Here is a 25,131-nt window from a genome sequence, read left to right as displayed (position 1 = left end):
CAAATAGTCTAATTTTCTTGAGCTATAAAATACAGCAATCTGATTTTTTACTAGTTGATGTCTGCTTTTTTGCAGAATGCTGGTCAGGCTGTGATACAGACGGTTGGTTAAATGTTGTTTTGGGCTTATTAAAAGAAGATCGTGCTGAAGAAGCGCCAAAGCCACTATCTTTAGCCGAAGCATCATCCCCACCTTTACCTTCACCATAGTAGTCGGGCCTAAGGAATTTGCTTGAGTTTCCATTATGTGATTTACCTATAACTGAATTCTTAGGTGAACCACCAAACACCTTATTATTAATATGATCAACTTCTTTTTCATTTAAAAACTCTATGTAATTATCATAATCAATAACAGGAGCCAAAATTGAATACTCATCTTCATTTTCTTTATGGGAAGTATGCCACATAGAATCAATTGGTAGGTGCGGTAGTGCCTTACAAATTAAATCAACAACTGCGAACTTCAGAGTGTCATTCATTTCATCCTCGGTACTTGAAACTTCCAAATCACGACAATGAAAGGATAATTCATGCTTTGCTATGTCTTTAATGAGCTTAGGATTATCAAAAATGCTTTTCTTTAGATATACATAATTTCCTTTCTCTTCTAAAAAATCCTTAGTTTTTTTAGGACCATTTTCATAACCTTTTATCCTCGATGAGAGCAAATCTACAAAAGAACGTTGCAAATTTCTATCAACACACTCCGCACCATATAGATAAGATCCCTTATCAAAGACTTCATCAATTATATTATAATCTACATGATTTTCTATCTCCTCCTCTATATCATTTGATAGATCCTTACAACCTAGTTCCGATTTTTTGTCTTCTTTTTTTTGCTCTTTAATAAGATCTGTTGCAAATCGCGCAATTTCATTAGCTAGCAAAAACTTTAGATTAGAAACCACCTCTTTCCTCATTGGCACCAAAAATTTATTACCTTCAGACAATTTCTTTTGGTAAGAGTTAAAAGGAAAAAACTCTGTATAAAAACAATCATCACTATTTGATGCTTGTGAATAGCTGCAAATCTCTTCCTATTTGTTGCAGATATCCTTTTACAAACCCTACCGTTTGTCTTAAGCCAATTCTAAAAAGATTAACGATTATATGCACTAAAATCACAACTTTATCACTATAAATATAGTTGCCGCCCTGCATTTTTGGACTATTTTCATACCAATTTTCTATGGCGTCATTGATATAACAAAAAATGCTTCCTCTTTCTTGGAGAAATTTGTTATATTCATGGCAGTTACTGACTCTCATTTTTTGTGGCATATTTTTTCTTCAACAGTTAAATGGCTATCTATAATGAATTTTGTCAGTAACTGCCAGTTCTTTTCACTTGAGCGATGCAACAAAGCCATCCCAGACTGAAATGACACCCTTCTGGTGGGGATGGCTCTCAGACTACAATGTTCGTACAGTTGTACTGGGATTCAAGTATAAAAATATTTGGAAATTATACAATGGACAATGGATTCTAGGAGTATATGTTAAAAGTAATGTCCATAATGAAATAAGCTGGATTCCAATGTCACGTACTGGAATGACAACATATAGGTATTGGAATAACAAAAGAGGAATATTATGATTTTATATCATTTTCCTCTTTGTCCGTTTTCACGAAAAGTTAGAGCTCTTCTCAAGGAAAAAAAGCTGAGTTGTGATTTGGTATATGAAAATCCATGGGAAAAGCGGAATGAATTCATGGAGATCAATCCAATCGGACAAGTACCAGTATTAATAGATAATAACTTTGTAATAGCGGATAGTAATGCCATTTGTGAATATATAGAAGAGACTTACAATAGCGACGTCAAATTACTTGGTTCATCCACTATTATTAAGTCTAAAATACGCGCTTTAATCAATTGGTTCGATAGCAAATTTTACAATGAAGTTACTAAGTATATTATGAATGAAAAAGTAATTACTAACCGCAGCCCTGACTCTAGATTTCTTCATGCAGCTCAGAATAACCTGCCTTGCCATATGGAATACATCGAACACTTAATTAACAAGAACGTTTGGCTTGCAACCGATAAGTTCACTTTAGCCGATATTACTTTAGCATCACATATTTCTATAATAGACTACGTAAATAGTTTCCCATGGGAAAAAAGTAAGATTTTAAAAGAATGGTACTCCATTGTTAAGTCAAGGCCTTGTTTTCGCGAAATATTATTAGAGAGAGTTTTTGGCTTAACTCCCCCTAGACATTACGCTGACCTTGATTTTTAACTTGCGTGAGTTTTAAAGCTACAGTCATTCCTTCGTCAGTAGGAATCAATATGGAGAAATATTTTTTTTCATCTGACAATCTATCGTTAAACTCTCTCATAGCATGCCATGACTTTTCTGATACTTCTTTTGGAGGAGATTCTAAAAATACTGTATCAAATAATAGAGTGTTATCTGCAACGATTAGCCCATCTTGTTTAATGTATGACTCTGCCCAATCTAAATACTTAGGATAACTACTTTTGTCAGCATCGATGAATATCATGTCAAATGGTGCCTTTGCTGATAATTCATTAATTTTTTCCAGTGCATCACCTTCTATTAGAGTAATTTTATCACTTAGATTAAAAGCACTAAAATTTTTTTTTGCTATTCTTGAGTGTTGAGGATTATTTTCTATTGTATATATATGACCATCTTTCGGTAAAGCTTTTACCATACAAATTGACGAATAACCATATAACGTGCCAATTTCAACTATGCTTTTAACTTTATGGATTTTGATAAATAAATTTAATAATTTTCCTTCTTCAGGAGTGATTTGAATACGTTGTTTCTTATCAAGAGTACAATGTTCTTCTATTTTTTTATACTCTTTTGCAAATAAGCTTCTTATGTACAAGGATTTTCTGCTAAAGTTATGACGCATTAAGTTTTATAATATAAACTAAGGAGGTTTAATCTATATAAGATTTATAAATATAACAATAGAGTTAAGAATAATAAATTTTTTTTTATTTTAAGTTGTTATTTTATAAAGTAAAATTTTAAGTGACAAAGATTATTATATATTTTACTATGGTTAACTAGTATAATAACCAATTGTTATACTAGAATTAAGGGATCGTTTATTTACATCTCTCTTAAAATGTAATTTTTATAATCAATTAGAGGGGGTTATATGTCTTATAACATTGCTAACGAAGTTGAAACGTTAAGCAAGAAATCTAATAATAATGAAGGAGTGAAATTACTGCACAATCCAGCTTATCGCGAGAAGTACAAAGAACGCTTTAACGAAGCTCAGAAAAAAGTTATGGATATGGTCCAATTTTATGATGGAACGATAGTATTAATAGAGAATAAAATTGCTATGTATTATTATGCTTGGCACAGTAAAAAAAGAGAGTTTGAGCGTAAAAAGCAACAAACAGTATCAAAAAATAATGATTCAGCATAGGGTTTTTATATGGTAAGCTACAGTGTTATTACTTCACTATAGCTTTTCCATATAACTCATCTATTACATTAGTGAAGTATTCCAGCTCTCTATACCCTTCATGTTTGATTTTACCATTCTCTACATATGATTTGTCATCGTTAAGCTTGATGATGAATACAGGAGTAGCTGTGATATCAAGTTTATTAATTGCAAGTGATTTATCATTTATAATTTTGTCCATCATCTTTTTATCATTAATGCATTGGTTAAATACATCTTGCTTCAAATTGCTTAGTGCAGCAATTTTTTGTAGTATAGTTAAATCACTAAAATTAGAGTAGTTCCACGAGTCTATTGCATTAAACACAGCTTTGTTAAAATTAAAATAGTCTTCTTCTTTTTCATAGCAATAACTTAGCATTGCAGCTTTTAATCCTCTATAATCTAGAGGAAAATGACGGAATATGTATAACATCTTACCTGTATCTATGTACTTTTCTTTGATTTTAGGAAAAACTTTCTTATAAAAAAGAGAACAGTGATAACAAGTGAGCGAAGCATATTCTATCATTAAAATTGGTGCTTTTGGATCACCTAATAATTTATCATCAGGCAGTAGTGACAGTAGTTCTTTTGATGTTATTTCATCAGTTTTTTGAGTGTTGGGTAAGTTTTGTTCAATAGCTGCATAAGAACTAACACTTATAAAAATAAGTAAGAACAATAATCTAAAAATCATTACAATGGAAACACTTAACTTATTAAAGAATTTATGCATTTATATAAATAATGTCAAGATAACTTTTTCTCGGCAACACTTTCTACTCTGTCTTTAAATGCAGCAATTATTTTACTTTGTGTGTATTTATAAACTGAGTTTAATAAGGCGGAAAACAAATTGGATTTAAATTCAAACTTTATATAGAACTCTACCATAGTTTTACTTTCATCTATAGGAGTGAATTTCCATTCGTTGTATAAATGTTTAAATATTCCATTTGACGACACAGCTTTTATCCAACTTTTATTTGCTCCATTTGGAGAAAGAAAGGTCACTTCTGATGTGTAACTTCCTTTAATGCCATGAAAAGCTGCAAGGAGGTCCACAATCATTTGGCTATCAGTTTTTTCTTTTATATAAACAGCTTTGCACCAAGGAACAAAATCAGGATACTTCTCAACGTCAATTACAACTTGAAATATCTCATGAGATGAACAGAAAAAAACACCTTGTTCTTTATATTGGTGTAACATAAACCTAAATAATGGAAAAGGGATCCATATCTACCGTCAGTCTTAGTAGATTCCTGAGACCTAAAGTTAAGGTGGGCATCACGTACTAATTTCAATGAAATTAACAGAGGCAATTCCCTTGATCAGAAATTATCGCTCGGGAAATTTAACTTAACTCATAACGCATAGCACAGACCCCTAAATTAATTATAGATTATTTATATAGAGTATGTCTATAGATATATTAAAACTAGCGATCATTATTTTGCCTTTGTTAAATTTTGCATTTTAAGTATCATAGCTAATAAATATATCTTATGAATCTTATTAAGTTCTTAACCATTTTTATTGTAATCTCCTCAAGTGCTTACGCGAATTGTATAGGGCACAAAACTTTTGTGCTTGCCATGAAGCAGCAAGTAGACAACACGTCTATGAAAGGGAATAGAAAAAATCTAGAACATGTACAAGAAGAACTTCTGAAAATTATTCAGAATAATGTTGACCTCAAAGGAATATCTCGATTTGTCATAGGGAAATATTGGAATTTATCTACTCAGAAAGAAAAAGAAGAGTTTCTAAAAGAATATGAAGTATATCTCGCGCGCTTGTGCGCTAAAATTTTGTATAAATACATAAATAATAGTGAAATGATCATAATGAGTACAAAAGCAGTTGACGATGAAACTTGTCTGATAGGAACAAGATTTTCTTATGGTGATGAGGAATTTACAAATATTGACTTTAAAGTTACTAAAAGTGACAGTTCTTTCTTAATAAACGATGTTGTAATGAGTGGAATAAGTATTTCTATTAATCAACGTTCTCAATTTAGTGAAAAGATCGACACGAATGGCATGGCAAGTGTAATAGATGAATTAAAACGTAACAATAATTTATGATATACATGCCTCATTGGCCTAAGCCGATTGGCAGTAGGCCAAAGGATTTTTCTCTTGATCGCATAAAAAGTTTTCTAAATAAACTGGGTAATCCCGAGAAAAAAATACCGCCAATAATTCACATAGCTGGCACTAATGGCAAAGGATCAACACTATCCTTTATAAGATATATAATGCAAGCAGCAGGGTATAAAGTTCATACGTACACTTCTCCACATTTAGTGAATTTTAATGAGAGAATAGTTGTTGCAGGCAATGATATCGATGATAGTGAATTACATAACTCACTGGAAGAATGCCGTATAGCAGTCGCAGAACAACCCATCACTCTATTTGAAGCCGCAACGACTGCAGCCTTCTTAGCTTTTTCTCGTCATAAAGCTGATATTACTTTAGTTGAAGTGGGTCTGGGTGGAAGGCTTGATGCAACAAATGTTATAGATAATCCGATTCTAACGATCATCACTTCCATTGCACTTGACCATACAGAATATCTTGGTCCTACCGTAGAAACCATAGCAGGTGAAAAGGCTGGAATAATGAAACCTAATGTTCCTTGCGTAATAGCACCACAAGAAAAATCTATAATGAACACGCTAGAACAACACGCAATAAACAAAAAATCTCCCTTATATAGAGGAGGATTTGAGTGGAATTGCGAAAAACAGAATAACAGAATAGTCTTTCAATCGACTATTCAATCAATAGAATTTTCTTTGCCATCTTTAAAAGGAGATCATCAAATAATCAATGCAGGAAACGCAATTGCAGCATGTAGCATTTTAAGTGGGAAGTATGGATTTAATATTGGAGAAGAGGACATTGCTTCAGGTTTACAGCGCACTTATTGGCCTGCGCGGCTAGAGTCTATAAAAGAAGGTAATTTAATTTCTTTATTACCAAAAGATTGGCAATTATTTCTAGATGGCGCGCACAACAATGATGGTGCCAGAGTGTTAGCTAAGTGGGTAAGAGACAATTTTGCTGAAGGTATCCATATGATCTTTGGTGTTACTCGTAACAGAAACGTCGCAGAGTTCTTAGAGCACTTAAAGCCATATATCAAACTACTATGCGCCGTTTGTGTTAAATCTGAGCCTAAAGCAACAAGTACAGATCTAATCAGAGAAGGAGCTAATAATATAGGAATAAATGCTATTGAATGTGAATCAATCGGCGATGCGATATCAAATTACATATTGAAAGCCTCTATTCAAAACGTCAAAACCATACTAATCTGTGGCTCATTGTTCCTAGCTAGAGACTTCGCTATGGAGAATAGCTAACTTTGATGATATTAACTGACCGATGGGGAAATAACTTTGATTGCTCATAGTACTGCTTGGCTTTTCGTTATCGACTTCTATAAACTGATCATCACCTTTAAATTGCTCCTCAATTGAATTTATGACTGTCTTTTTGAGAGTATACTCACTTACAGCATTTAAAACAGGTGAAGTAACAATTAAAAGCGTGAATGGTAATGAAAGTAATAATCCGGATAACATCATAGAGTTAGTTATACCAAAGCCGTTGGCAACTAAATCTAATCCCACACCGGAAAACATTAAAGATGCACAGATTATGTTGCTCAAAATAAGTGAATTTTTTAGCCACTTTAATTTAGTTCTATCGCTTTCTGAAAAATCTTTGCATTCTTGGTCAAAGTTAAACAATAATAAAATATTAGTCTGATTATTAAACTCTTTTCCATTTCTAGTATAAACGATCGAAATAGCTGAACTCAAAACAAATCCTGTTAACAAAGGAGCAAAGAAACCTACTGCTAAGGGGACATTATAGGTAACACCATTGCTTATAAAAAATGCAATGGATGTGAAGAATACTAAAAGACTTCCTAAGAGATTTGAATAAGAAGAATATTTTGAATAAGCAATTATATTATCGTTAATTGACTGCTTCTTATTAAAGACCCTACTTCTACTCTTATCATCTAGATATTTTTCTAATTCTTCATAACTATGGTTCCATAACTTACCACGTAATTCTTTCGTTAAATTATTCCTTTTGTTTAAGCCCTTCTCCAACGGCTCTATTACAAATTCTTCAAAAAATGGTTTATTTTGTGCAATAACCTTAAATTGCTCCTCTGCTTCTTTATTATCTGGATTTTTATCTGGGTGATATTTTAACGATAATTCACGATGTTGTTTTTTAAACTTTTTCTTAATATTCTCAATATCAGAATTTACCACATCCTGCTTTTGAATATTAAATATTAAAAACAACTGCTTAAAAGTTTGATACTCATTTTCATTTAAAATTTTTCTAGCCACACCCTATAAATTAACTGACTATTAATACTTTATAATATATAAATTTCCAAATCATGTCAATTATTTCATTCATGCTTATTGTATGAATTATTTCTTTCACGATTACCATGACAAGTGTATGAAAATTATCATTTAGTGCATAATAGTGCTTCAATGTTTAGGGTTACAGTTTTCATTGGTCATTTGAGTTACTCAAATCCAATTTATGCCAGTTCTATCTATCTTGTCACTTAAGTAGCCCTTTTTGTGTAATCCCAGCACCCTCTCTGTGATGTCATCCCAGTGCTTGACACTGGGATCCAGAAGACTGACCAGGTAATAAGAAGCACTGGAATGACATCTCTATAGGACTCCTAACTAATCAAAAATATTAAGAAATTTATACCAAGCAAAAAAAAAAGGCAAAAGAATTCCCGGTAGTGAGTTTTAATAATGTAAATTGGCGTTGTAATAATGTGCTAACAAGCGCGATTTGGCTGAATGTAGAAAAAATTTAAAAGACATGCAGCCGCTATAATTTTTATGTAATTTGCCAATAAATATCTGAGTTTTTTACTGAATTTTGTTATTAAATCCGCGGAGATTAAAAACAAGGATAAATACTCTTACTTTTATAGTAAGGGGGATGGCGTAATTTGTCAAGTTAAATAAGCTAATTTATTAACATGTGATAATTAGACAGCTATCGTGGATTGATCGTTCAAATGACTACTAGATTTGAGATTATTACTTTCATCTATTTGCGGCTGACTAATCATAGTACAAACGAAATTGGTTGCCATAAAGGTACAGCCTAGAATAAAAAAAGCAACGGAAATAAAGGGGATAATAGGAAATTCAAGAGGTAATATAGATGTAATTCCTCCTATTAAAAATGAAACGTTAGATGTAATGTCGAGGCAGATCTTCATTAATTTATCTTGCCAAGAGGTATCGAGTTGCTTATTAAGGCCACACTGCCTAAAATGATCAATTAATGACCATATATTTAAAGCAAGCGAAAGTGCACTTAGCATAGTGCTGACAATAGTACAGTACAAGCTTAAGGAAGAAATATTTAGGGCTAATGCTGCTGTATACCCCATCAAAGAAGCAATAGATAGTGCAGTAACCAAGCGTTTTGAATAAGTTCTTATTTTCTTTCTGTAAACAAGCTTTTTTTCTTCATAACTCATAAACTTAGTAGTAAATACATTATATCATAGCATTAATTGACTCAAAAATCAATATAGAGTGCCCGAGAGAAGACTTGAACTTCCACAACTTAAAAAGTTACTAGCACCTGAAGCTAGCGCGTCTACCAATTCCGCCACCCGGGCTTTTTGTGATTTACTATGTTAAAATTAAATAATATACTTAAACAATTTTTAGCTCAAAGGTAATGCCAAATCTAGATCAAATATTTTTTGCTCAAAACAATGTTAATATTAATAATGTATATAAAATAGTCAACAACGCTTTGAGCGATAGTGATGGTGGTGAATTATTTTTAGAATTTTGCCAATCAGAGTCCCTGGTTTTTGATGATAACATATTGAAACACATGGATTTGAATATCAGAAGGGGATTTGGGTTAAGGTCCTTTTGTGAGGATAGTACGTCTTTTGTTTGCTCTTCTGAAATTAGCGAAAAGGAAATTAGTAACGCTGCTTCTATAGTGAAAAACTCAGTATCTTTAAACAAAACAAATTCAATAAACTTAAATGAGGGAACAAGAGAGCTGTATTCAAAGATTAACCCCATAAATGAAATGGATCTGAACTCAAAGATTAAACTACTCAATGAGGTTAATGAGTATGTAAGGTCCAAGAATAACTACGTGAAGCAAGTAAAAATAATTCTAAGTGGAGAATGGCAAGTTATACAAATAATAAAAGATGATCACAGGTTAAGCGACATCAGACCTTTAGTACGTTTTAATGTACTAGTCATCGTAGAGAAAAATGGCCGAGCGGAGAAAGGTTCTGCAGGGCATGGTGGAAGAGACGCTTATAGTAAGTTTGTTTCTGAGAAGAAGTGGAAAGAAGTTGCAAACCAAGCGTTAGAGCAAGCGCTAGTAAATCTTGAGGCAATTCCAGCTCCGGCTGGAGAGATGACAGTTGTTTTAGGTTCAGGTTGGCCAGGAATATTATTGCATGAAGCTGTAGGTCATGGACTTGAAGGTGATTTTAACCGTAAAGGAATCTCGGCATTTTCAAATTCTATGGGTAAACAAGTGGCAGCTAGTAACATTACTGTAATTGATGATGGAACTCTACCTAATTTGCGTGGTTCTATTAGCATAGACGATGAGGGTACTTTACCTGGCTATAATGTGCTTATAGAAGATGGAATTCTAAAAGGATATATGCAAGATCATATGAACGCTAAACTTATGGGTGTAAATCCAACTGGTAATGGTAGAAGAGAAAGTTACAAAGAAGTTACTATGCCACGCATGACAAACACCTATATGTTGCCAGGAAAATATACACCAGAAGAAATAATATCCAGTGTAAAGAGAGGCCTATATGCAGTAAATTTTGGTGGTGGACAAGTTGATATAACATCAGGAAAATTTGTTTTCTCATCTTCGGAAGCTTACCTAATAAAAAATGGTAAAATTACACAACCAGTCAAAGGAGCAACGCTAATTGGTGATGGGCCAACAGTGCTAAAAAAAGTATCAATGATTGGTAATGATCTAAAGTTAGATCCTGGTGTTGGTACGTGCTCAAAAGACGGACAAAATGTGCCTGTTGGAGTTGGTCAGCCAACACTCAAGGTCGATGCAATAACTGTTGGTGGAACTGAATATGTAGATAAGGGCTAAGCGAACTCAGCTCATGCTGTACAATTATATTGTAACCATTATTCAAGTAGCTCATATAGATGCAAAAACTACTTAACAAATCTCTCTGCCTTCCTTGCTATAACGTGTATAACAATCTCACAAAAAATAATATCATAGAATTCAATAGGTGATCTTTAAAAAATCCTTAAGGAAAGTAAAATACTGTTTAAATAGGCCGATATAGATGGTTTTACGATATAATAAAATTATTATAAACAAGAACTTATAAACTCTAGCAAATGAATTTGTGAGTTTAGTGGTGTTAGGAATATCTGGCTCTTTTATGTGGATTGACATTCTCAATAACCTGCTCTAGAGATAGATTATATAATTTTGACAAGGTTCTTGGCATGTGATATTTTTCTCAAATATAGGGAATGGTATAAATGACTTTATATCTATATCCAGCTCTAGGGGAAGATCTTCAATGTTTAGGTCTATCCCTGATAAAGGATATTCTATGTCCATGTGCAGCTTTGGGGGATAGTTCTACTTTGAAGATTTCTTTCACTTTTACTATTGCGACTCCCGATTGGCTTTGTTGCATCACACTTTATGAGATGGTGATTTATGTTAAATTCATGTAACTATCTCAAATTTAGCCATACCAATATCAGTGAATTTATTAAGCAAATAGCATTTAGTTCTTTTTCTCGATTTATCTCAGATTTATTCCTAAAACTAAATCCGAATATTTGCTTTAATCTTGAGAAAAAACCTTCAATATAAGATCTTTTCCCATAATTTACTTCTTTTTCCATTCTTTCATGCCATCTTCACCGTATAATTTTATTAACCTAATAGCAGCATTCCTGTCAGACATATAATCTATTTCTGGATGTTCTGCTGCATTGTTTATTGGTGGAATTTTTGTCTTTATATCATATTCATTACACAACTTATAAAACTTGTGCCTATCACATGCTCTATCTGCATATAGTGCTTTTATGGCATACTGAAAATCAACTTCTTTTAGCAAATCACAAGTGATCAGAGTAGACACCGTTACTGTATTTTACAGCTATGGCTTTTTTGTTGTTTATATTCAACATTACGTGCAATTTTCTCGTTTGCTCATAGCCACTCTGTCAGTGCTATTTTCCTTGCTGTGTGTTGTTGTATATACTAATTCCTGTACTGTCTATAGCAACTTCGATATCTTCTATATTATTTTCTGCAATCATTTATCTTAATATTAAGTTTTTTTTGATGCTTGTGAATAGCTGCAAATTTTTTCCTATTTGTTGCAGATATCCTTTTACAAACCCTACCGTTTGTCTTAAGCCAATTCTAAAAAGATTAACGATTATATGCACCAAAATCACAACTTTATCACTATAAATATAGTTGCCGCCCTGCATTTTTGGACTATTTTCATACCAATTTTCGATAGCTTCATCGATGTAACGAAAAATATTCCCCCTTTTTTCAAGGAATTTGTTATATTCGTTTTGTTACTGACTTTCATTTTCTGTGGCATATTTTTTCTTCAACAGTTAAATGGCTGTTTTATAATGAATTTTGTCAGTAACTTCCAGTTCTTTTCACTTGAGCGATGCAACAAAGCCATCCCAGACTGGGATGACAGGAGAAGGAAACGCAGGAATGGCAGGGGAAAGAAACACTGGGATGACAGTGAAAGATCTAATTCCTTATATCAATTAATTCTCATCCACCTTTTACATTACATAAACTCATCACTTTTATAGAACATCTCATTAAAATCATTCAAAATTCCAAAATCTTGATTTTTAATAAATAGATGCCCATCTGCAATATAGGACTCAGCAAGAGTAAATGGTTCATCATGATGCTGTGATGCTGGCCTAACAATTTCATTGTACAAAACCATTACTTGCTCATAATTGTATCCACTACCATCATGATATTTACCACGTATAGTGTCATAAAAATTTCTTACATCATCATACGTAACTTGCAGTTCTACCTTATATTTCCCTATTTCAGCAGCCTCACCCACTTTGATTTTTAAAGGATGTTGTGATTCTTCTTTCACATTATCTATAACAATTGTTTCCTCTTGCTTCTCTTCGTCTACTCTTATCGATCTTTTACTCCTTTCTTCAATTACAGGTTGATCTGCTGGCATTTGGTCTATATCGTTAGATTCTTCTTCTTGCATAGTAATTTTTTTGAGATAGCTAAGCATATCCTTTCCAGCTTTTTCCCAAGTTGCAGCTTCTTTTGAAAGCTCACGATAATAAGAATCATTATCGCCTTTGCTATCTATTACATCTCTTGCTAGTCCTTTCTCTTCTGCCCATAACTCAGCATGTTCAACAAGTGTCCTGCCATCTTTGCCTACAACGTCAACGTCAGCTTTGTTTTTTATTAGATATTCTATTGTATCTAACTTTCCATGCCTCACTGCATGAACTAAAGGTGTCCAACCATCATTATCCTGAGCATTAATATTCGCACCTTTTTCAACTAACTGCTCTATCATCTTCTTATTCCCAAGATCAACAGCAAGATGCAAAGGTGTTAAGCCGTAGCTATCCTGAATATCAATATCCGCATTATGCTCTATGAGATATTTAACTACTTCCATATTTTTCATGTGCATGGCAAAATGTAGTGGAGATTTACCAGAGCTAATATCACGGGTATCAACATCTATACCACGATCTATTAAGTATTTAGCAATTTCCGTATGTTTTAGCTCAATTGCATAGTGCAGCAGTGTTTGAGCTGACGTGTTCTTTATACCAAGATCTGCGCCATACTCAATTAAACTCTTAACTATTTCCGAATTCCCTAGCTTAATAGCAGCAAGTAACGGAAAAGTATAATAACTTTTACTATTAGGATCTGCGTTATGATCTAATAGATACTTCACTATTTCTGTATTACCTGAATAAATAGCACTGTATAATGGTGTTTGGGAATAAGCATCTTGAATATTAGGATTTGCACCACGATCTATTAAGTATTTAGCTATCTCTATATTTCCAGACTCAATAGCATAGTGTAAAGGTGTCTTATAATACACATATTTAGTATTAGTTTTCTGATAATAATTGTCATGAACATTAAGATTTGCTCCATGATCAATAAGATATTTTGCTACTTCCGTATTTCCTGACTGAATGGCATAATGTAGTGGCGTTTGTCCATTATGGTCTCTTGTATCAATATATGAATTGTGTTTTAGTAGCGTTGCTACTTTGCTTAAATCTCCCAATGAAGCAGCAAAATGTAAACTAGTCGCACCTGTTACCTTATTTATCTCGTTTACTTTTCCTATAGTATTTTCTACATTATTGTCATCAATATTCACCTTTAAGAAAGGCTGTTTATTATACTTCATAACTTTTGTTGTAACAGCTTTTTCTTGTTCGTCTTCACTCGCTTTTTTAGCAGGTTGCATAGAATCTTCTCTACTGACACTTGATTTAGATTCTATCTTGGTTTTATCACCACTTACATTATGTACTGGGCTATAACCATATAGACCCTTGCCTGCACTTTGTTGGCTTGTTGAACTTTCAACACTGTTAGATTCAACAACATTATATTCCATATGTTGTTCGCCGTTCAACTCAGCTTTGACCCACTGTTTAAACTCTCGATCATAACCTTTTAGCTCAGTCAAAAAATCCTCAACTAATTTCTTACCTTGATCCCTATCATGATATCTCTTATAAGTGGAGAGGCTCTTTAGTAAATTATCAATTAAGTCCGGGTGTTTATGTTCAAGAAACTTTACTACTTGCTCTGCTTCTGAATAGTAGTGATTATCCTTGATAATCATTACGTAATATCTCATCTAGTTTAAGATTCTTATTTTTTATTGCAATTAAAGCTTCTTTATCTCCGTGATCATTAATGTGTTTGCCATTTTCTAAACCAGCAACATAGTTAGCAATAGCTTCGTGCATTGCTTTTGGCAAGATATAGCTTAGACCAAGATTTGCAAAGTGCATTGCATGCCCTATCTCGTGCTCTAACGTATGTTGATTTAAATTCCCTTTACTATCTAGGTAGACATAAACGTCAGCAGCATTTCCCTTATTTAGATCGATCATTCTTGTGTAGCCATTAACACCGTCGCCAGCATCGAATCCAACTTTTTTCAAGTACTCTTTAAACTCATTTTGAGTGTTGAATACATAAGTATTGATCCTTATATCATGGTCAGAGGTATTAAAAGCACCCTTAAAGTCTCGTACAGCATCTTTAATGCTTTTTTCTATTGTATCTAGCTTATTGGCAGCTAAGTCATACTTGATATTTATATTAGTGTTATCAAGGGATACAGTTTTGCTACGTGAAAGGTTTGACATTACACCATCCATGTAATTTACTATTTCCACTTGCCCTTGCTGTTTAGCATAAGTAAGAGGTGTACCATCGCATGCTCTTTTAATATAAAGATCAGCACCATTATCTATCAGACATTTCACCATATCTAAATTTCCACGTGTAATAGCTAGGTGTATCGGAGTGTAGTTATGAGTAAGATTTATATCTGCACCGTTTTTTATTAAATAATCTACTACTTCTGTATGACCTTTATTGACTTTTACATTTGCAGCAACATGAAGAGGAGTATCATTCCATTTATCTAAAACATCAAGCCTAGCACCTTTTTCTACTAAAAATTTCACTGCAGCTAAATTTCCATCTTCAGCAGCTTTATGCAGAAAGGTTCTGCCGATACTGTCTTGTCGGTTTATATCTGCACCTTTGTCTATCAAATATTCTGCTAATTCCATACGTCCAAGTGAAATAGCCATGCCAAGAGGATTATTATATTTACCCAGGTTAACATCGGCATTACCTATTTCGACTAGAAATTTTATCATTTTCTCATCATTGTTCATAACAGCATAAAAAAGTGGAGTGAGCTCATGTTTATCTTGCACGTCCACTCTAACGCCTTTATCTATTAACAGTTTGACCTCATCGAAACGCCCACTAAAAACAGCTTTATGTAGAGCAGCATAGCCTGTAGAGTCTTTAGCATCTAAGTCTAAATTTTTTGATTTACCATATTCAGAATTTGTTTTAAATTTCATATTCACCTCTTAAAAATTTTCACTATAAATAAGTCTTGAGAAAAATGCGTTAACTGTAGATTCAGCCTTTACCTTGCTTTTGCACAACTGCTGAGATAGTTGATCATCGCTGAAAAGCCGATTCTTAGTATTGAGATATTTAGCATAGCTGCCAGCAGGTATTGAGTAAAAACCGCTTTCAAGTTCAAGATAAGAGCTGCTATTCAGAACAAAAAATAAATCGCTCTGGTCAAGCAGTATGTCATAACCAGAGCTCGTGCAATGTAAGTATTCATTGCTTTCATACTCTGCTATGTAGTACTTACTTGCATCAAGATCACCATTAAGCTGTAAAATTGCTGCTGAACGTCCATTCCCAATACTATGGCCTTTTATTACTTTAAGTACTTTAATCTCATCATTTTCTATGAGTTCTCTTAACTTTTCATTCTTTTGATTTAATTCTTCCTCTGCTTTTCTTCTGTCTTCTTCTAATTTTGTTTCTTTTTCGACAAGCTCATTTTGTATTTGCAAAAACATATCTTGAATGGTTAAGCCATTTAGAAAGTAATCCAATACACTTGACACAAACGGCTGCAATTCACCATTATCTTCAAAGCTCTTTTCCTGCTTTTTGTCATATTGAGTGGGATTATAGATTGCATACAGAGGATAAAAACCATAATTCACCTGTCGAATGATAACTCTACCGAAAATCCGCTCTGATCAAGTGGAAGTTTAGTAGCTAAATATCTACCATTATCATCTCTGATATATAGCTCATTTATACCATAGTGACCACTATATTTGTTGTAATAAATATAAAAATTCTCAGGATTAAGATTAAAGTAATCATCTAAATTGTTAGGTTTACCGAGCTTTTCACGTAGAAAACTCTTGCTCTTATCTGTAAGTTTGATGCGTGTAGAGAAGTAACACCGATCTATTCGGTCACTTTTTTCTATTTCAAAGTCTAGGACTATTTTATCGCTAAACATACAGAATTTCCTCACATTTCCAGTATTTATGATTATAAATTGTGTACTATGAAAAAAGCATTAAGGCTTCTCTATGTATCTAAAAACAGTTGACGTATTACTGCCACTTCCAATTGATCAGCTATTTTCATATGCAGTTGAGGAAGATACTGAAGTTTCAATTGGAGATTACGTAGTGGTACCATTTGGCAGAAAGCGTTTGATTGGAATAGTTTGGAAATATAGCGGCAAGAGTGATCGAGAATTAAAATGCATTGAACAAAAGATCGAGTTACCGAGCATCAGACCAAAACTGATCGAATTTGCAGAGTGGGTTGTGCAGTATAATGTAATACCTATTGGTATGCTTGCAAAAGTGATAATGGGAGGAGTATTAAAGGTAAATCAGATAGATAAGTTAGTTTTCACTAAGCAAAAGCAGGAAATAAGTGAAATAGATTGCCAATTAAGCCCTGAGCAGCAAGCAGCTCGCGATAAGATAATAAGTAATTTGAATGAGTATTCAGTGACTTTGCTTGACGGTGAAACCGGGTCTGGAAAAACGGAAGTTTATCTCTCTGTGATTGCAAGGTTAATTGAAATCGTAAACGATGCACAAGTCCTGATCCTTCTGCCAGAAATTGTCCTAACTTCACAATTAGTAAATCGTGTTCACAGTCAGATATCTGGAAATATAGCTGAGTGGCATTCAGGACTTACTCCCAAAGCTCGCCGAAATAATTGGCTTAATATAGCAAATGGAAGTGCGCAGATAATTATTGGGGCAAGGTCAGCACTTTTTTTACCTTATAAAAACCTAAAATTAATCATCGTCGATGAAGAGCATGACTCATCCTTTAAACAGGAACAAGGAATTATATATAATGCTCGAGATATGGCCATTATCTTAGCCAAGCTCGAAAATATTCCGATTATTTTATCATCCGCTACTCCGCTGCTTGAAACAATTTATCATGTTAAAAAAGGGAATTACAACCATGTAAAGCTAACCGAACGATTCGGTGGTGCAGAGTTGCCGCACATAAAAGTAGTGAATAATAAACAATGGATTTCAAATGAGCTTTTCGAAGGGATAAAACAAACCATAGAGAAAAAACAGCAAGTTATGCTCTTTCTAAACCGCAGGGGGTATGCGCAACTTGCAGTTTGTAAAAAATGTGGATATAAAATTTCCTGCTCAAATTGCACTGTATGGCTTACGTACCACAAGAAAAAGAATGTCCTTTTATGCCATCACTGTTCTTATCAATTAAAACTTCCAGAAAAATGCTCCAATTGTCAAAGTGAGCAGTCATTGCTCCTTTATGGTGTGGGAATTGAAAGGTTAGTTGAAGAAATAGTGAAATTAATACCAAATGCAAAAACTGCAATTATCAGCAGCGATCAGAAGTCGCTTGGTAACGTAATTGACTCAGTGCTCAAAGAAGAAGTGAATATTATAATCGGTACACAAGTGATTGCTAAAGGGCATAATTTCCCTAAATTAACTTTAGTTGGAGTGATAAATGCAGATTTAGGCCTTGAAAACTCTGACCTCAGGGCAGCAGAAAAGACGTATCAATTATTGCATCAAGTTGCAGGAAGATCGGGAAGATTCAACGAAAAAGGAACGGTAATAGTGCAAACTAATAATCCTGAAAGTTTGATAATAAAAGCATTGCAGCAGCAAAAAAGGGATTTATTTTATGAAACTGAACTTGAGTCAAGACGCAAAGCTAAAATGCCACCATTTAGTAGATTAATAGCGCTTATAGTTTGCGGTAAGGATCAATTTGCAACACAAAAAGCAGCAAATGAGATAACAAACTTTTTGCATAATCAATTTTCAACTACCTCTCAGCACTTGACACTGAAAGAATTTGAAATTTTTGGCCCATCACCAGCAGCAATAAATTTTTTAAACAATAAATATCGTTATAGAGTGTTACTAAAAATATACAATAACCATAGTCTATTCATAAAGAAAAAGCTAAAACATTGGATTAAAAACTATAATTCGAGTTCAAACATTACAGTAACAATAGATGTTGATCCTGTGAGTTTTTTTTAACAAAATTACGGAATTTATTTGACATTCACAGAATTAATTGTATTAATTTTTTAATTAAAAATTTGACTTTTATTAGAATTTATTATATTTTTTAGTATAAAATAGATAGATAACATGAATTTACTTACATTTGTTACTAACAGAAAAATTAAAGAGTTGCAAGAGTATCTTAATGATAATAGCGAAATTGTGATTAACAAGAATTTATTCACAGAAGCTATTTCAAATAGAGCTCCTAGAAATGGAAGTCCTATCAATAAAGAAGGAGGAAAGATAGTATACCCTATCTTGAAACACTGTATTAAACACAATAGTGCAAGGTCTGAAAAAGGAGATATATTACCGTTTCAAAACGTGATGAAGATTTTAGATGAAGCTGTGAGTATACTTTCTAATCCTCAGTATTTCGACAGATTGATCAATTTTTGAGATCAAAGTAGAAATACATTATTACACCAAGCTGTTATAAGTAATAACACTAAAGCAATAGAAGCCCTTTTGACATATGGTGCAAGCCCTTTGATAAAGAATAAAGAAGAGAAAATCCCATTAGATTTAGCTCAAGGAGATATAAAAAAATTACTCATCGAATGTATGAAAGACCAAGCTCAATCGAAAAAAGAAAGTGCTAGATGTAATAGTTTGATTGGCATTATACCTGGCGTTTTTCTTGGCATTGGACTCGGTGTTGGTGGTGCTTTAGTCCCTTCAATGACTATTATATTATGCGCACTCGCAGTATCTGCTCTTGTTGCTGGAATAGCAGTTGGACTGTCTATATATTTCCTAAGTCAAGACTATAAACAGGCTAAATTGATAGAAGGAGTTGTTGCTATTGATTCTCAATTGAATTCCGTCAAACCTGAAAAGACTGCAGATAATAAAGCAGTACTAGGATAACTGTGAGTTTTTTAACATTAGATTTCTTGCATAATCAAGTGTGATCCCAGTGTCAGCTACTTGTATAACAAGAAAGAAAGCACTGGTCTCACATGCATCTAAACGGATACATAACCTTTCATTCACAATTCATCTTTGAATAGCCTAATTTCCTTTAGCTATAAAATACAGCAGATGATTTTTTACTAGTAGATGTACGCTTTACAGGATGCCGGTCAGGCATTGATTCACACTGTTGTTCTAAAGAACACTGTTTAATTGTTGTTTTGGGCTTATTAAAAGAAGATCGTGCTGAAGAAACGCAAATGCCACTATCCTTAGCCGAATTATCATCTTTAATTCTTTGTGCATCTTCATCATAGTAATTGAGGCAAAGGAATTTGCTTGAGTTTCCATTATGTGATTTACCTATAACTGAATTCTTAGGTGAACCAGCAAAACCACTATCTGCACTTGGTCCATCTGTCCCTACTTTTTCTTCAGAAGGGGCAAGAGTTTGTGGTTTCATAGCTGGCACACGTGCAGGATCAATGGACAGTTTATAATCCTCATTGATTACAGAGCTCTCCATGATCTTATCCATCACACAGTAAGCAATGTCTGGGTTAGCAAAATCTATTGCATATATTTGTTCGGCACCATATGTTGGCAGACCTCTTTCTGCAATATCATCTTTTACATCACGCAATACTTTTGTACCACCAAACACCTTATTATTAATATGATCAACTTCTTTTTCATTTAAAAACTCTATGTAATTACCACAATCAAAAATAGGAGCCAAAATTGAATACTCATCTTTACTTTCTTTATGGGAAGTATGCCACATAGAATCAATTGGTAGGTGCGGTAGTGCCTTACAAATTAAATCAACAATTGCGCGCTTCAGAGTGTCATTCATTTCATCTTCGGTACTTGAAACTTCCAAATCACGACACTTCAAGGATACTTTATCCTTTGCTATGTCTTTAATGAGCTTAGGATTATCAAAAATGCTTTTCTTTAGATATACATAATTTCCTTTCTCTTCTAAAAAATCCTTAGTTTTTTTAGGACCATTTTCATAACCTTTTATTCCCGATGAAAGCAAATTTACAAAAGAACGTTGCAAATTTCTATCAACACACTCCGCACCATATAGATAAGATCCCTTATTAAAGACTTCATCAATTATATTATAATCTACATGATTTTCTATCTCCTCCTCTATATCATCTGATAGATTCTCACAACCTAGTTCCGATTTTTTGTCTTCTTTTTCTTGCTCTTTAATAAGATCTGTTGCAAATCGCGCGAGTTCATGGGCTAGCAAAAACTTTAGATTAGAAACCACCTCTTTCCTCATTGGCACCAAAAATTTATTATCTTCAGCCGATTTCCCTTGATCAAAGTTAAAAGGAAAAAACTTTGTATAAAAATTATCATCAAGAATACTTTCATCCGGACAAAATCTTTGTATTATTTTTTCTTTCATACTGCTCAGGTACTTTATGCGCCGATCACGAGTCATATTATTATCAAGCGAGATAACAATATGATCGTCCTTTACAGTAAAATTAGTAACAACAGCATTACTGAAACGAAGAATACTATTAAATGCTTTTACTAATTCTCGATTTATTTCACTTTTATTAGGCATAATACCACCTCTCTAATTAATTAACATAATTACTTACCACTCCTACTGGTGCCCTGACCACTCTTACTACTACTGGATTGATTTTGCTTCATTCGTTCTTGTTCACGCTTAATCATATCGCTGAAGTTATCTATTCTCTTTGGATCTAGGTATTTTTTATCAATCCTTGTTCTCCCTGAATCAGGTACTTTTTTATTTGGATCATTATTGCCATGCATATCAACCTCTAAATTAAATTATTATGTAACGAGTATATTAAGAATCAACTACTAGCACAAGCAGTTTTTTTACATAAATTTTATTCACCATTTTTATACTCCTGGATTCCAGACTGGGATGACGAGAGAGAGAGCTACTTGTCCGCCATGTCATTCCAGCACTTGATGCTGGAATCCAGATGAAAAACTAGTACTGGAATGACATCGAAGGAGCTACTTGCACGACATTGAAGGGGCTACTTGCATGGCGGCCTTTTAAAATTGGGATGACACCATTTACTACGCAAATTACCACAATGTTCGTACAGTTGTGTACCCAGACACTGTCATCCAGATACAATTTTATCATATAAATCTCCTATGATTATTGTCCAGTAGAAATTTCAAATTTTGTAAAATCTTTAAAAACCCAGTTATTTTTAAGAGTGTAGAAAATAGTTATAAGAAATTTTCTAGCAGTAGCAGTTATAGCCTTAGCAGAACCACGCTTCTTTTTTATATGTTCATAAAAGCTTTTCAAGTAAGGACTGTAACGTACAGCAATCCAAGTACATTGAACTAAAGAAGTACGCGCTATTTTTGACCCTCGTTTGGTAATTCTTCCAATTGTACATTGCTGATTAGATTGAGAAACTCTTGGTACAACTCCAAAATATGCAGTAAGTTTCTCAGGTCTACGGAAATCATTAATGTCTCCGATTGTTACAATAAAAACAGCTGCAGAAATTGGACCTATTCCCTTTATGCTGATAAGATTGCTGAACCCAGGAAGTTGTTTAGCGAAAGCTATAATTTCCTTTTCAAGCTTTTTAAGGCTTTCTCGGATAGCTTCTAAATGATAGCTAATCACTTCAATTTCAACTTTTTCTAAAGGATCCCAATTATGCTTTTGAGTAGCACGTTCAAATCCTACTTTAGTTGTAAGTACTTCTTTTTTAATTTTTATTCCATGGTAATTAAAAAGACCATGAACTTTATTGATTAAAGATACCCGTGACTTTACTAACTGATCTCTCATTTGAAGAAGAGAAGCTAACTGCTGGCATTGTTTGTTTTTGCACCTTGCCTCAGGCAACATATCTTTGCTGAGAAAGAAAGCAATAGCTCGTGCATCATGCTTATCTGTTTTGTTCACAGAGCGACGAACAACTTCAAACTGCCCAGGAGCAATTATTACTATGCGTTTAACGTAAGGTGAAACTGCATCATAAAAGAAACAGCTGTTACCTGTTGCCTCTATGGCTACTTCATCTGTTTCTTGAAGATCTTTGGTGAAATTATCCAAGTCTTTTAAGCGAAACGTTTGAATATGCTCAGGTTTCCCTTCTTGTAAGTAACAAACAGTAAAACTATTGGTATGTAAATCGACTCCAATGTGACGCATATTTTTTCCTCCAATTGCATATTTCAATATATCAGAGTAGAATATTGCCGGTTGTTCCAAACTCCTATACGAGGTCATCACATTTTGTGAGCCTCACGATGATTTTCGGTGGCAGGGGCAGTTAATCTCCCCCACGAAGTCTTCTCTTTCTACTCCCTGGGCAGAAAGTGCTTCAGAAAAACATCCAACCTGCCACCTATCCACTCTGAGAAGTCATTATCTTCTCTTGCTTCCAACCAAGCAATACTTATTCATACCATCTCTCCATTCTTGATTTGTTTTTTCAATTAAGTTTATTTTCCATTTTCTCTGCCAGCTTTTTAGGAGTTTTTCTCTACTAATTGCTAAATTTATGTCTTGAAATTCCTCAAAGTAGACTAATTTACAAACATTGTACTTTGACGTGAAACCAGAGATGGCTTTGCTTTTGTGTTCCCAAATTCGTTTAGTCAAATTCGACGTCATACCTGTATATAGGGTTCCATTTCGTTCACTTGCAAGTATATAAACATAATAACTTTTCATATATAGTAAATAAATCTACTAGATTCCAGACTGGAATGACACCTTTCCTTATGGACTTAAGTCACAACTGTACGACATTGCAATATGGTACATAATAAACGTTGGCACTGGGATGACAAGAGAGGAGGTAATGGGATGACATCAAAGGAGGCACTGGAATGAAAATGAAGGGCTACCTGAATGACAGACCGGTTTTCATTCAAATTTTATTCAAGACGATGTCATTCCAGCGCGTGACGCTGGAATCTAGAAGAGAAAATGGATCCTAGACTGAAATGACAACTTTTTTAAACTAAGTTCCTGGATCTCAGTGTCAAGCACTGGGATGACAAGAGAGGAGGCACTGAGATGACAACAAAGGGGCCACTTGAAGACAAGAGAGAGCTACTTGTCCGCCATGTCATTCCAGCACTTGATGCTGGAATCCAGATAAAAAAACAGTCTGGAATGAAAAAAAGAGAGAGAACCTTTACACACCTCTCTCTTTGACTGAAGAAGCATGGTTTTCAACTCTCACATCCTCAGTTAATCCTCCTGGCAATTCCACAGCAGCATCAGACTTTTGTTGATTACTCATTGAATGATTAAGTTTAGAAGTTTTTTTTAGCTTTGCGTTCCTTGTATTATCACCACACTTTTGTCTTTTAACTCTCCTGTGTTCCTTTTGCTCTGGAGCAGGTGGACAGACAGCTAATTTTGGTTTTTCAGTTTTCTCTTCTTTTGCTTTTTTCTTTTCTTTATTCATTTTTTCCAGTTTTTGTACTTCACTATTTTTGTGACTTATAACAGGTTTAGGTAGAGTGTCTACTAATTTTTCTATAGGCTTTGGTAAAATAGCATGTTCTTGCTTATTCAGAGTGATTGGCATTGGAACTTGAGATGAAAAATTAAATAGGGAAATTGGTGTGATTTCACTCACTTTTGTTTCTATTTCTTGACGAACTTCTTTTGATTCTGTTTTTTCTGCTTTTTTGTCTCTTTTTTCCTCAGTTACATCTTGCTCTACTACTGCTGCTAAATCAACTGCAAAAATTTCTGCAAACATTGCAATGACTGAGCCCACGAGAAAAGTTTGAAGCTTTAATTTTAAATTTTGCAACGCTTGCAAACGTTCGAGTATTGCTATTTCCTCTTCCGGAGATAACCCACCACTGAGTAATTTCTCCTGCAATTCTTTTATCTCTTTGTCTAGCCTTTTATCCCAACTTAAGTCTAAATCTTTTTTGAAGATCTTTTTAACTAATTCCTTAAGCTTATCACACAAAAAATTAATTATTGAAAGAAGCAGATTTTTCTCTTTCTTCTCCTTGAGCATTTTGTAGACTTTCGGATCTACATTTACTTCAAAAAGATTAAAGAGGGATTCAAAGAAATTTGCGAATACCCCTTGATTATTATCAGTAAAGTAATCCTCATTATCTTGTATCTGTAGCTCTACTTGAGATAATGTTTCATCAATGCAACTCGCAGCCTGACGCTCAAGCTCTATTCTCTTGAGCTCAGCTTTCCTAGCAAGCTCCTCCATGAATCCTTTTAATTCATTGAGCTTCTGCTCTGCAGAGAGATCTTGCTCCCTGATTCGACTAATGAAGATTGAGCTACCGTCCTCTTCGTTGTTATTGATTAAAAAATTTCCCATTGCTTTTTCTCCATTAATTGAATTACTATTTCTATAATTGTTTAGAAAACTTTTTACCATTTTATCTTAAGTCTATAA

The 25,131-nt window shown here is 33.8% G+C and carries 26 protein-coding genes, 1 tRNA gene, 1 other RNA gene and 2 pseudogenes; 11 read left to right on the top strand and 19 right to left on the bottom strand.

What is annotated here, in order from left to right; translation table 11 throughout:
* Window positions 1-22: 22 nt before the first annotated feature.
* Window positions 23-955 (bottom strand): hypothetical protein, encoded by a 933-nt coding sequence (locus OPR44_RS08400; protein WP_265014934.1) that lies wholly within the window; start codon window positions 953-955, stop codon window positions 23-25.
* Between the two features lie 64 nt (window positions 956-1,019).
* A pseudogene (locus OPR44_RS08395) lies at window positions 1,020-1,286 on the bottom strand (transposase); the annotation flags it as partial.
* Window positions 1,287-1,386: 100 nt separating this feature from the next.
* On the opposite strand from OPR44_RS08395, the gene OPR44_RS08390 reads away from it, so the two are divergent.
* Together OPR44_RS08390 and OPR44_RS08385 are read left to right on the top strand one after the other, a co-directional pair.
* Window positions 1,387-1,602 carry a hypothetical protein gene (locus tag OPR44_RS08390; RefSeq protein ID WP_265014932.1) on the top strand — a complete coding sequence of 72 codons (216 nt, stop codon included), beginning with the start codon at window positions 1,387-1,389 and terminating at the stop codon, window positions 1,600-1,602.
* On the top strand, window positions 1,599-2,252 hold the full coding sequence (locus tag OPR44_RS08385) for a glutathione S-transferase family protein (RefSeq protein WP_010403901.1): 654 nt from the start codon (window positions 1,599-1,601) through the stop codon (window positions 2,250-2,252). Before OPR44_RS08390 ends, OPR44_RS08385 begins: the two co-directional genes overlap by 4 nt.
* On the opposite strand, the gene OPR44_RS08380 is transcribed toward OPR44_RS08385, so the two are convergent.
* Window positions 2,224-2,901, bottom strand: a complete 678-nt coding sequence (locus OPR44_RS08380; RefSeq protein ID WP_006013497.1) for an O-methyltransferase — start codon at window positions 2,899-2,901, stop codon at window positions 2,224-2,226. The genes OPR44_RS08385 and OPR44_RS08380 overlap by 29 nt on opposite strands.
* A gap of 252 nt (window positions 2,902-3,153) precedes the next feature.
* Here OPR44_RS08380 and OPR44_RS08375 point away from each other — a divergent pair, with 252 nt between their 5' ends.
* Window positions 3,154-3,432: a DUF2671 domain-containing protein gene (locus OPR44_RS08375; RefSeq protein WP_007302334.1), complete on the top strand. Its 279-nt coding sequence runs from the start codon at window positions 3,154-3,156 to the stop codon at window positions 3,430-3,432.
* Between the two features lie 28 nt (window positions 3,433-3,460).
* Here OPR44_RS08375 and OPR44_RS08370 read toward each other — a convergent pair whose 3' ends face one another.
* The 3 genes from OPR44_RS08370 to ssrS form a co-directional block, all read right to left on the bottom strand.
* Window positions 3,461-4,192 carry a DsbA family protein gene (locus OPR44_RS08370; protein ID WP_265014931.1) on the bottom strand — a complete coding sequence of 244 codons (732 nt, stop codon included), beginning with the start codon at window positions 4,190-4,192 and terminating at the stop codon, window positions 3,461-3,463.
* Window positions 4,193-4,206: 14 nt separating this feature from the next.
* Window positions 4,207-4,668 (bottom strand): type II toxin-antitoxin system RatA family toxin, encoded by a 462-nt coding sequence (locus tag OPR44_RS08365; RefSeq protein WP_006013504.1) that lies wholly within the window; start codon window positions 4,666-4,668, stop codon window positions 4,207-4,209.
* A 17-nt stretch (window positions 4,669-4,685) separates the two neighbouring features.
* A non-coding RNA gene (ssrS, locus tag OPR44_RS08360) (6S RNA) lies at window positions 4,686-4,847 on the bottom strand.
* Between the two features lie 117 nt (window positions 4,848-4,964).
* On the opposite strand from ssrS, the gene OPR44_RS08355 reads away from it, so the two are divergent.
* Both OPR44_RS08355 and OPR44_RS08350 read left to right on the top strand, forming a co-directional pair.
* A complete protein-coding gene (locus OPR44_RS08355) occupies window positions 4,965-5,549 on the top strand; it encodes an MlaC/ttg2D family ABC transporter substrate-binding protein (protein ID WP_264336501.1) in 585 nt (194 codons plus the stop codon).
* A complete protein-coding gene (locus tag OPR44_RS08350) occupies window positions 5,546-6,835 on the top strand; it encodes a bifunctional folylpolyglutamate synthase/dihydrofolate synthase (protein WP_265014930.1) in 1,290 nt (429 codons plus the stop codon). The genes OPR44_RS08355 and OPR44_RS08350 overlap by 4 nt, the downstream gene beginning before the upstream one ends.
* Here OPR44_RS08350 and OPR44_RS08345 read toward each other — a convergent pair.
* From OPR44_RS08345 to OPR44_RS08335, 3 genes are all read right to left on the bottom strand, one after another.
* Window positions 6,803-7,798 (bottom strand): J domain-containing protein, encoded by a 996-nt coding sequence (locus OPR44_RS08345; RefSeq protein WP_406829280.1) that lies wholly within the window; start codon window positions 7,796-7,798, stop codon window positions 6,803-6,805. The genes OPR44_RS08350 and OPR44_RS08345 overlap by 33 nt on opposite strands.
* A gap of 722 nt (window positions 7,799-8,520) precedes the next feature.
* Complete coding sequence (locus tag OPR44_RS08340) at window positions 8,521-9,021, bottom strand: hypothetical protein (RefSeq protein ID WP_265014929.1); 501 nt, start codon at window positions 9,019-9,021, stop codon at window positions 8,521-8,523.
* 59 nt (window positions 9,022-9,080) lie between these two features.
* Window positions 9,081-9,165, bottom strand: a tRNA-Leu gene (locus tag OPR44_RS08335).
* Between the two features lie 62 nt (window positions 9,166-9,227).
* Between OPR44_RS08335 and tldD the strand changes: the two genes are divergently transcribed.
* Window positions 9,228-10,658: a metalloprotease TldD gene (gene tldD, locus OPR44_RS08330; RefSeq protein WP_264377585.1), complete on the top strand. Its 1,431-nt coding sequence runs from the start codon at window positions 9,228-9,230 to the stop codon at window positions 10,656-10,658.
* A 600-nt stretch (window positions 10,659-11,258) separates the two neighbouring features.
* Here the strand turns inward: tldD and OPR44_RS08905 are convergent.
* A pseudogene (locus OPR44_RS08905) lies at window positions 11,259-12,159 on the bottom strand (IS5 family transposase).
* Between the two features lie 41 nt (window positions 12,160-12,200).
* Between OPR44_RS08905 and OPR44_RS08310 the strand changes: the two are divergent.
* Window positions 12,201-12,344: a hypothetical protein gene (locus tag OPR44_RS08310; RefSeq protein ID WP_264374492.1), complete on the top strand. Its 144-nt coding sequence runs from the start codon at window positions 12,201-12,203 to the stop codon at window positions 12,342-12,344.
* A 19-nt stretch (window positions 12,345-12,363) separates the two neighbouring features.
* Here OPR44_RS08310 and OPR44_RS08305 read toward each other — a convergent pair whose 3' ends face one another.
* The 4 genes from OPR44_RS08305 to OPR44_RS08290 are packed head-to-tail and all read right to left on the bottom strand — an operon-like array spanning window position 12,364 to window position 16,698.
* Window positions 12,364-14,454 (bottom strand): ankyrin repeat domain-containing protein, encoded by a 2,091-nt coding sequence (locus tag OPR44_RS08305; protein ID WP_265014926.1) that lies wholly within the window; start codon window positions 14,452-14,454, stop codon window positions 12,364-12,366.
* Complete coding sequence (locus OPR44_RS08300; protein ID WP_265014925.1) at window positions 14,438-15,721, bottom strand: ankyrin repeat domain-containing protein; 1,284 nt, start codon at window positions 15,719-15,721, stop codon at window positions 14,438-14,440. Before OPR44_RS08300 ends, OPR44_RS08305 begins: the two co-directional genes overlap by 17 nt.
* Before the next feature lie 9 nt (window positions 15,722-15,730).
* A complete protein-coding gene (locus OPR44_RS08295) occupies window positions 15,731-16,390 on the bottom strand; it encodes a hypothetical protein (RefSeq protein WP_265014924.1) in 660 nt (219 codons plus the stop codon).
* On the bottom strand, window positions 16,387-16,698 hold the full coding sequence (locus OPR44_RS08290; RefSeq protein ID WP_265014923.1) for a hypothetical protein: 312 nt from the start codon (window positions 16,696-16,698) through the stop codon (window positions 16,387-16,389). The genes OPR44_RS08295 and OPR44_RS08290 overlap by 4 nt, the downstream gene beginning before the upstream one ends.
* 73 nt (window positions 16,699-16,771) lie before the next feature.
* Here OPR44_RS08290 and priA point away from each other — a divergent pair, with 73 nt between their 5' ends.
* The 3 genes from priA to OPR44_RS08275 all read left to right on the top strand — a co-directional run bounded on the left by priA (window position 16,772) and on the right by OPR44_RS08275 (window position 19,648).
* Entirely contained in the window at window positions 16,772-18,748 is a 1,977-nt protein-coding gene (gene priA / locus OPR44_RS08285) for a replication restart helicase PriA (protein WP_264377582.1), read from the top strand.
* A 114-nt stretch (window positions 18,749-18,862) separates the two neighbouring features.
* Window positions 18,863-19,177, top strand: coding sequence for a hypothetical protein (locus tag OPR44_RS08280; RefSeq protein WP_265014922.1), 315 nt, complete (start codon window positions 18,863-18,865; stop codon window positions 19,175-19,177).
* Between the two features lie 69 nt (window positions 19,178-19,246).
* Complete coding sequence (locus tag OPR44_RS08275) at window positions 19,247-19,648, top strand: hypothetical protein (RefSeq protein ID WP_265014921.1); 402 nt, start codon at window positions 19,247-19,249, stop codon at window positions 19,646-19,648.
* Between the two features lie 154 nt (window positions 19,649-19,802).
* Here OPR44_RS08275 and OPR44_RS08270 read toward each other — a convergent pair whose 3' ends face one another.
* The 4 genes from OPR44_RS08270 to OPR44_RS08255 form a co-directional block, all read right to left on the bottom strand.
* Window positions 19,803-21,287 (bottom strand): hypothetical protein, encoded by a 1,485-nt coding sequence (locus OPR44_RS08270; protein ID WP_265014920.1) that lies wholly within the window; start codon window positions 21,285-21,287, stop codon window positions 19,803-19,805.
* 29 nt (window positions 21,288-21,316) lie between these two features.
* A complete protein-coding gene (locus tag OPR44_RS08265) occupies window positions 21,317-21,505 on the bottom strand; it encodes a hypothetical protein (protein ID WP_264375222.1) in 189 nt (62 codons plus the stop codon).
* A gap of 364 nt (window positions 21,506-21,869) precedes the next feature.
* Window positions 21,870-22,889: an IS110 family RNA-guided transposase gene (locus OPR44_RS08260; protein ID WP_265015467.1), complete on the bottom strand. Its 1,020-nt coding sequence runs from the start codon at window positions 22,887-22,889 to the stop codon at window positions 21,870-21,872.
* Window positions 22,890-23,105: 216 nt separating this feature from the next.
* A complete protein-coding gene (locus tag OPR44_RS08255) occupies window positions 23,106-23,414 on the bottom strand; it encodes a GIY-YIG nuclease family protein (protein ID WP_264374520.1) in 309 nt (102 codons plus the stop codon).
* 348 nt (window positions 23,415-23,762) lie between these two features.
* On the opposite strand from OPR44_RS08255, the gene OPR44_RS08250 reads away from it, so the two are divergent.
* Window positions 23,763-23,903, top strand: a complete 141-nt coding sequence (locus OPR44_RS08250) for a hypothetical protein (RefSeq protein WP_265014919.1) — start codon at window positions 23,763-23,765, stop codon at window positions 23,901-23,903.
* Here OPR44_RS08250 and OPR44_RS08245 read toward each other — a convergent pair.
* Complete coding sequence (locus OPR44_RS08245) at window positions 23,884-25,113, bottom strand: hypothetical protein (RefSeq protein WP_265014918.1); 1,230 nt, start codon at window positions 25,111-25,113, stop codon at window positions 23,884-23,886. The two genes, OPR44_RS08250 and OPR44_RS08245, sit on opposite strands and share 20 nt — an antisense overlap.
* Between the last annotated feature and the right edge of the window lie 18 nt (window positions 25,114-25,131).

It is taken from the genome of Wolbachia endosymbiont (group B) of Camptogramma bilineatum (assembly GCF_947251825.1).
Lineage (GTDB): Bacteria > Pseudomonadota > Alphaproteobacteria > Rickettsiales > Anaplasmataceae > Wolbachia.
Note: the sequence above shows the minus strand (reverse complement) of the source record. Positions and strands in the feature narration are given on the sequence as shown.

Excerpts from the sequence above, each read along its gene's own strand:
- OPR44_RS08390 (WP_265014932.1), top strand. The coding sequence starts at position 1,387 with ATGACACCCTTCTGGTGGGGATGGCTCTCAGACTACAATGTTCGTACA.
- OPR44_RS08385 (WP_010403901.1), top strand. The coding sequence starts at position 1,599 with ATGATTTTATATCATTTTCCTCTTTGTCCGTTTTCACGAAAAGTTAGA.
- OPR44_RS08380 (WP_006013497.1), bottom strand. The coding sequence starts at position 2,901 with ATGCGTCATAACTTTAGCAGAAAATCCTTGTACATAAGAAGCTTATTT.
- OPR44_RS08375 (WP_007302334.1), top strand. The coding sequence starts at position 3,154 with ATGTCTTATAACATTGCTAACGAAGTTGAAACGTTAAGCAAGAAATCT.
- OPR44_RS08370 (WP_265014931.1), bottom strand. The coding sequence starts at position 4,192 with ATGCATAAATTCTTTAATAAGTTAAGTGTTTCCATTGTAATGATTTTT.
- OPR44_RS08365 (WP_006013504.1), bottom strand. The coding sequence starts at position 4,668 with ATGTTACACCAATATAAAGAACAAGGTGTTTTTTTCTGTTCATCTCAT.
- OPR44_RS08355 (WP_264336501.1), top strand. The coding sequence starts at position 4,965 with ATGAATCTTATTAAGTTCTTAACCATTTTTATTGTAATCTCCTCAAGT.
- OPR44_RS08350 (WP_265014930.1), top strand. The coding sequence starts at position 5,546 with ATGATATACATGCCTCATTGGCCTAAGCCGATTGGCAGTAGGCCAAAG.
- OPR44_RS08340 (WP_265014929.1), bottom strand. The coding sequence starts at position 9,021 with ATGAGTTATGAAGAAAAAAAGCTTGTTTACAGAAAGAAAATAAGAACT.
- tldD (WP_264377585.1), top strand. The coding sequence starts at position 9,228 with ATGCCAAATCTAGATCAAATATTTTTTGCTCAAAACAATGTTAATATT.
- OPR44_RS08305 (WP_265014926.1), bottom strand. The coding sequence starts at position 14,454 with ATGATTATCAAGGATAATCACTACTATTCAGAAGCAGAGCAAGTAGTA.
- OPR44_RS08300 (WP_265014925.1), bottom strand. The coding sequence starts at position 15,721 with ATGAAATTTAAAACAAATTCTGAATATGGTAAATCAAAAAATTTAGAC.
- OPR44_RS08290 (WP_265014923.1), bottom strand. The coding sequence starts at position 16,698 with ATGTTTAGCGATAAAATAGTCCTAGACTTTGAAATAGAAAAAAGTGAC.
- priA (WP_264377582.1), top strand. The coding sequence starts at position 16,772 with ATGTATCTAAAAACAGTTGACGTATTACTGCCACTTCCAATTGATCAG.
- OPR44_RS08280 (WP_265014922.1), top strand. The coding sequence starts at position 18,863 with ATGAATTTACTTACATTTGTTACTAACAGAAAAATTAAAGAGTTGCAA.
- OPR44_RS08270 (WP_265014920.1), bottom strand. The coding sequence starts at position 21,287 with ATGCCTAATAAAAGTGAAATAAATCGAGAATTAGTAAAAGCATTTAAT.
- OPR44_RS08265 (WP_264375222.1), bottom strand. The coding sequence starts at position 21,505 with ATGCATGGCAATAATGATCCAAATAAAAAAGTACCTGATTCAGGGAGA.
- OPR44_RS08260 (WP_265015467.1), bottom strand. The coding sequence starts at position 22,889 with ATGCGTCACATTGGAGTCGATTTACATACCAATAGTTTTACTGTTTGT.
- OPR44_RS08255 (WP_264374520.1), bottom strand. The coding sequence starts at position 23,414 with ATGAAAAGTTATTATGTTTATATACTTGCAAGTGAACGAAATGGAACC.
- OPR44_RS08250 (WP_265014919.1), top strand. The coding sequence starts at position 23,763 with ATGACAACAAAGGGGCCACTTGAAGACAAGAGAGAGCTACTTGTCCGC.
- OPR44_RS08245 (WP_265014918.1), bottom strand. The coding sequence starts at position 25,113 with ATGGTAAAAAGTTTTCTAAACAATTATAGAAATAGTAATTCAATTAAT.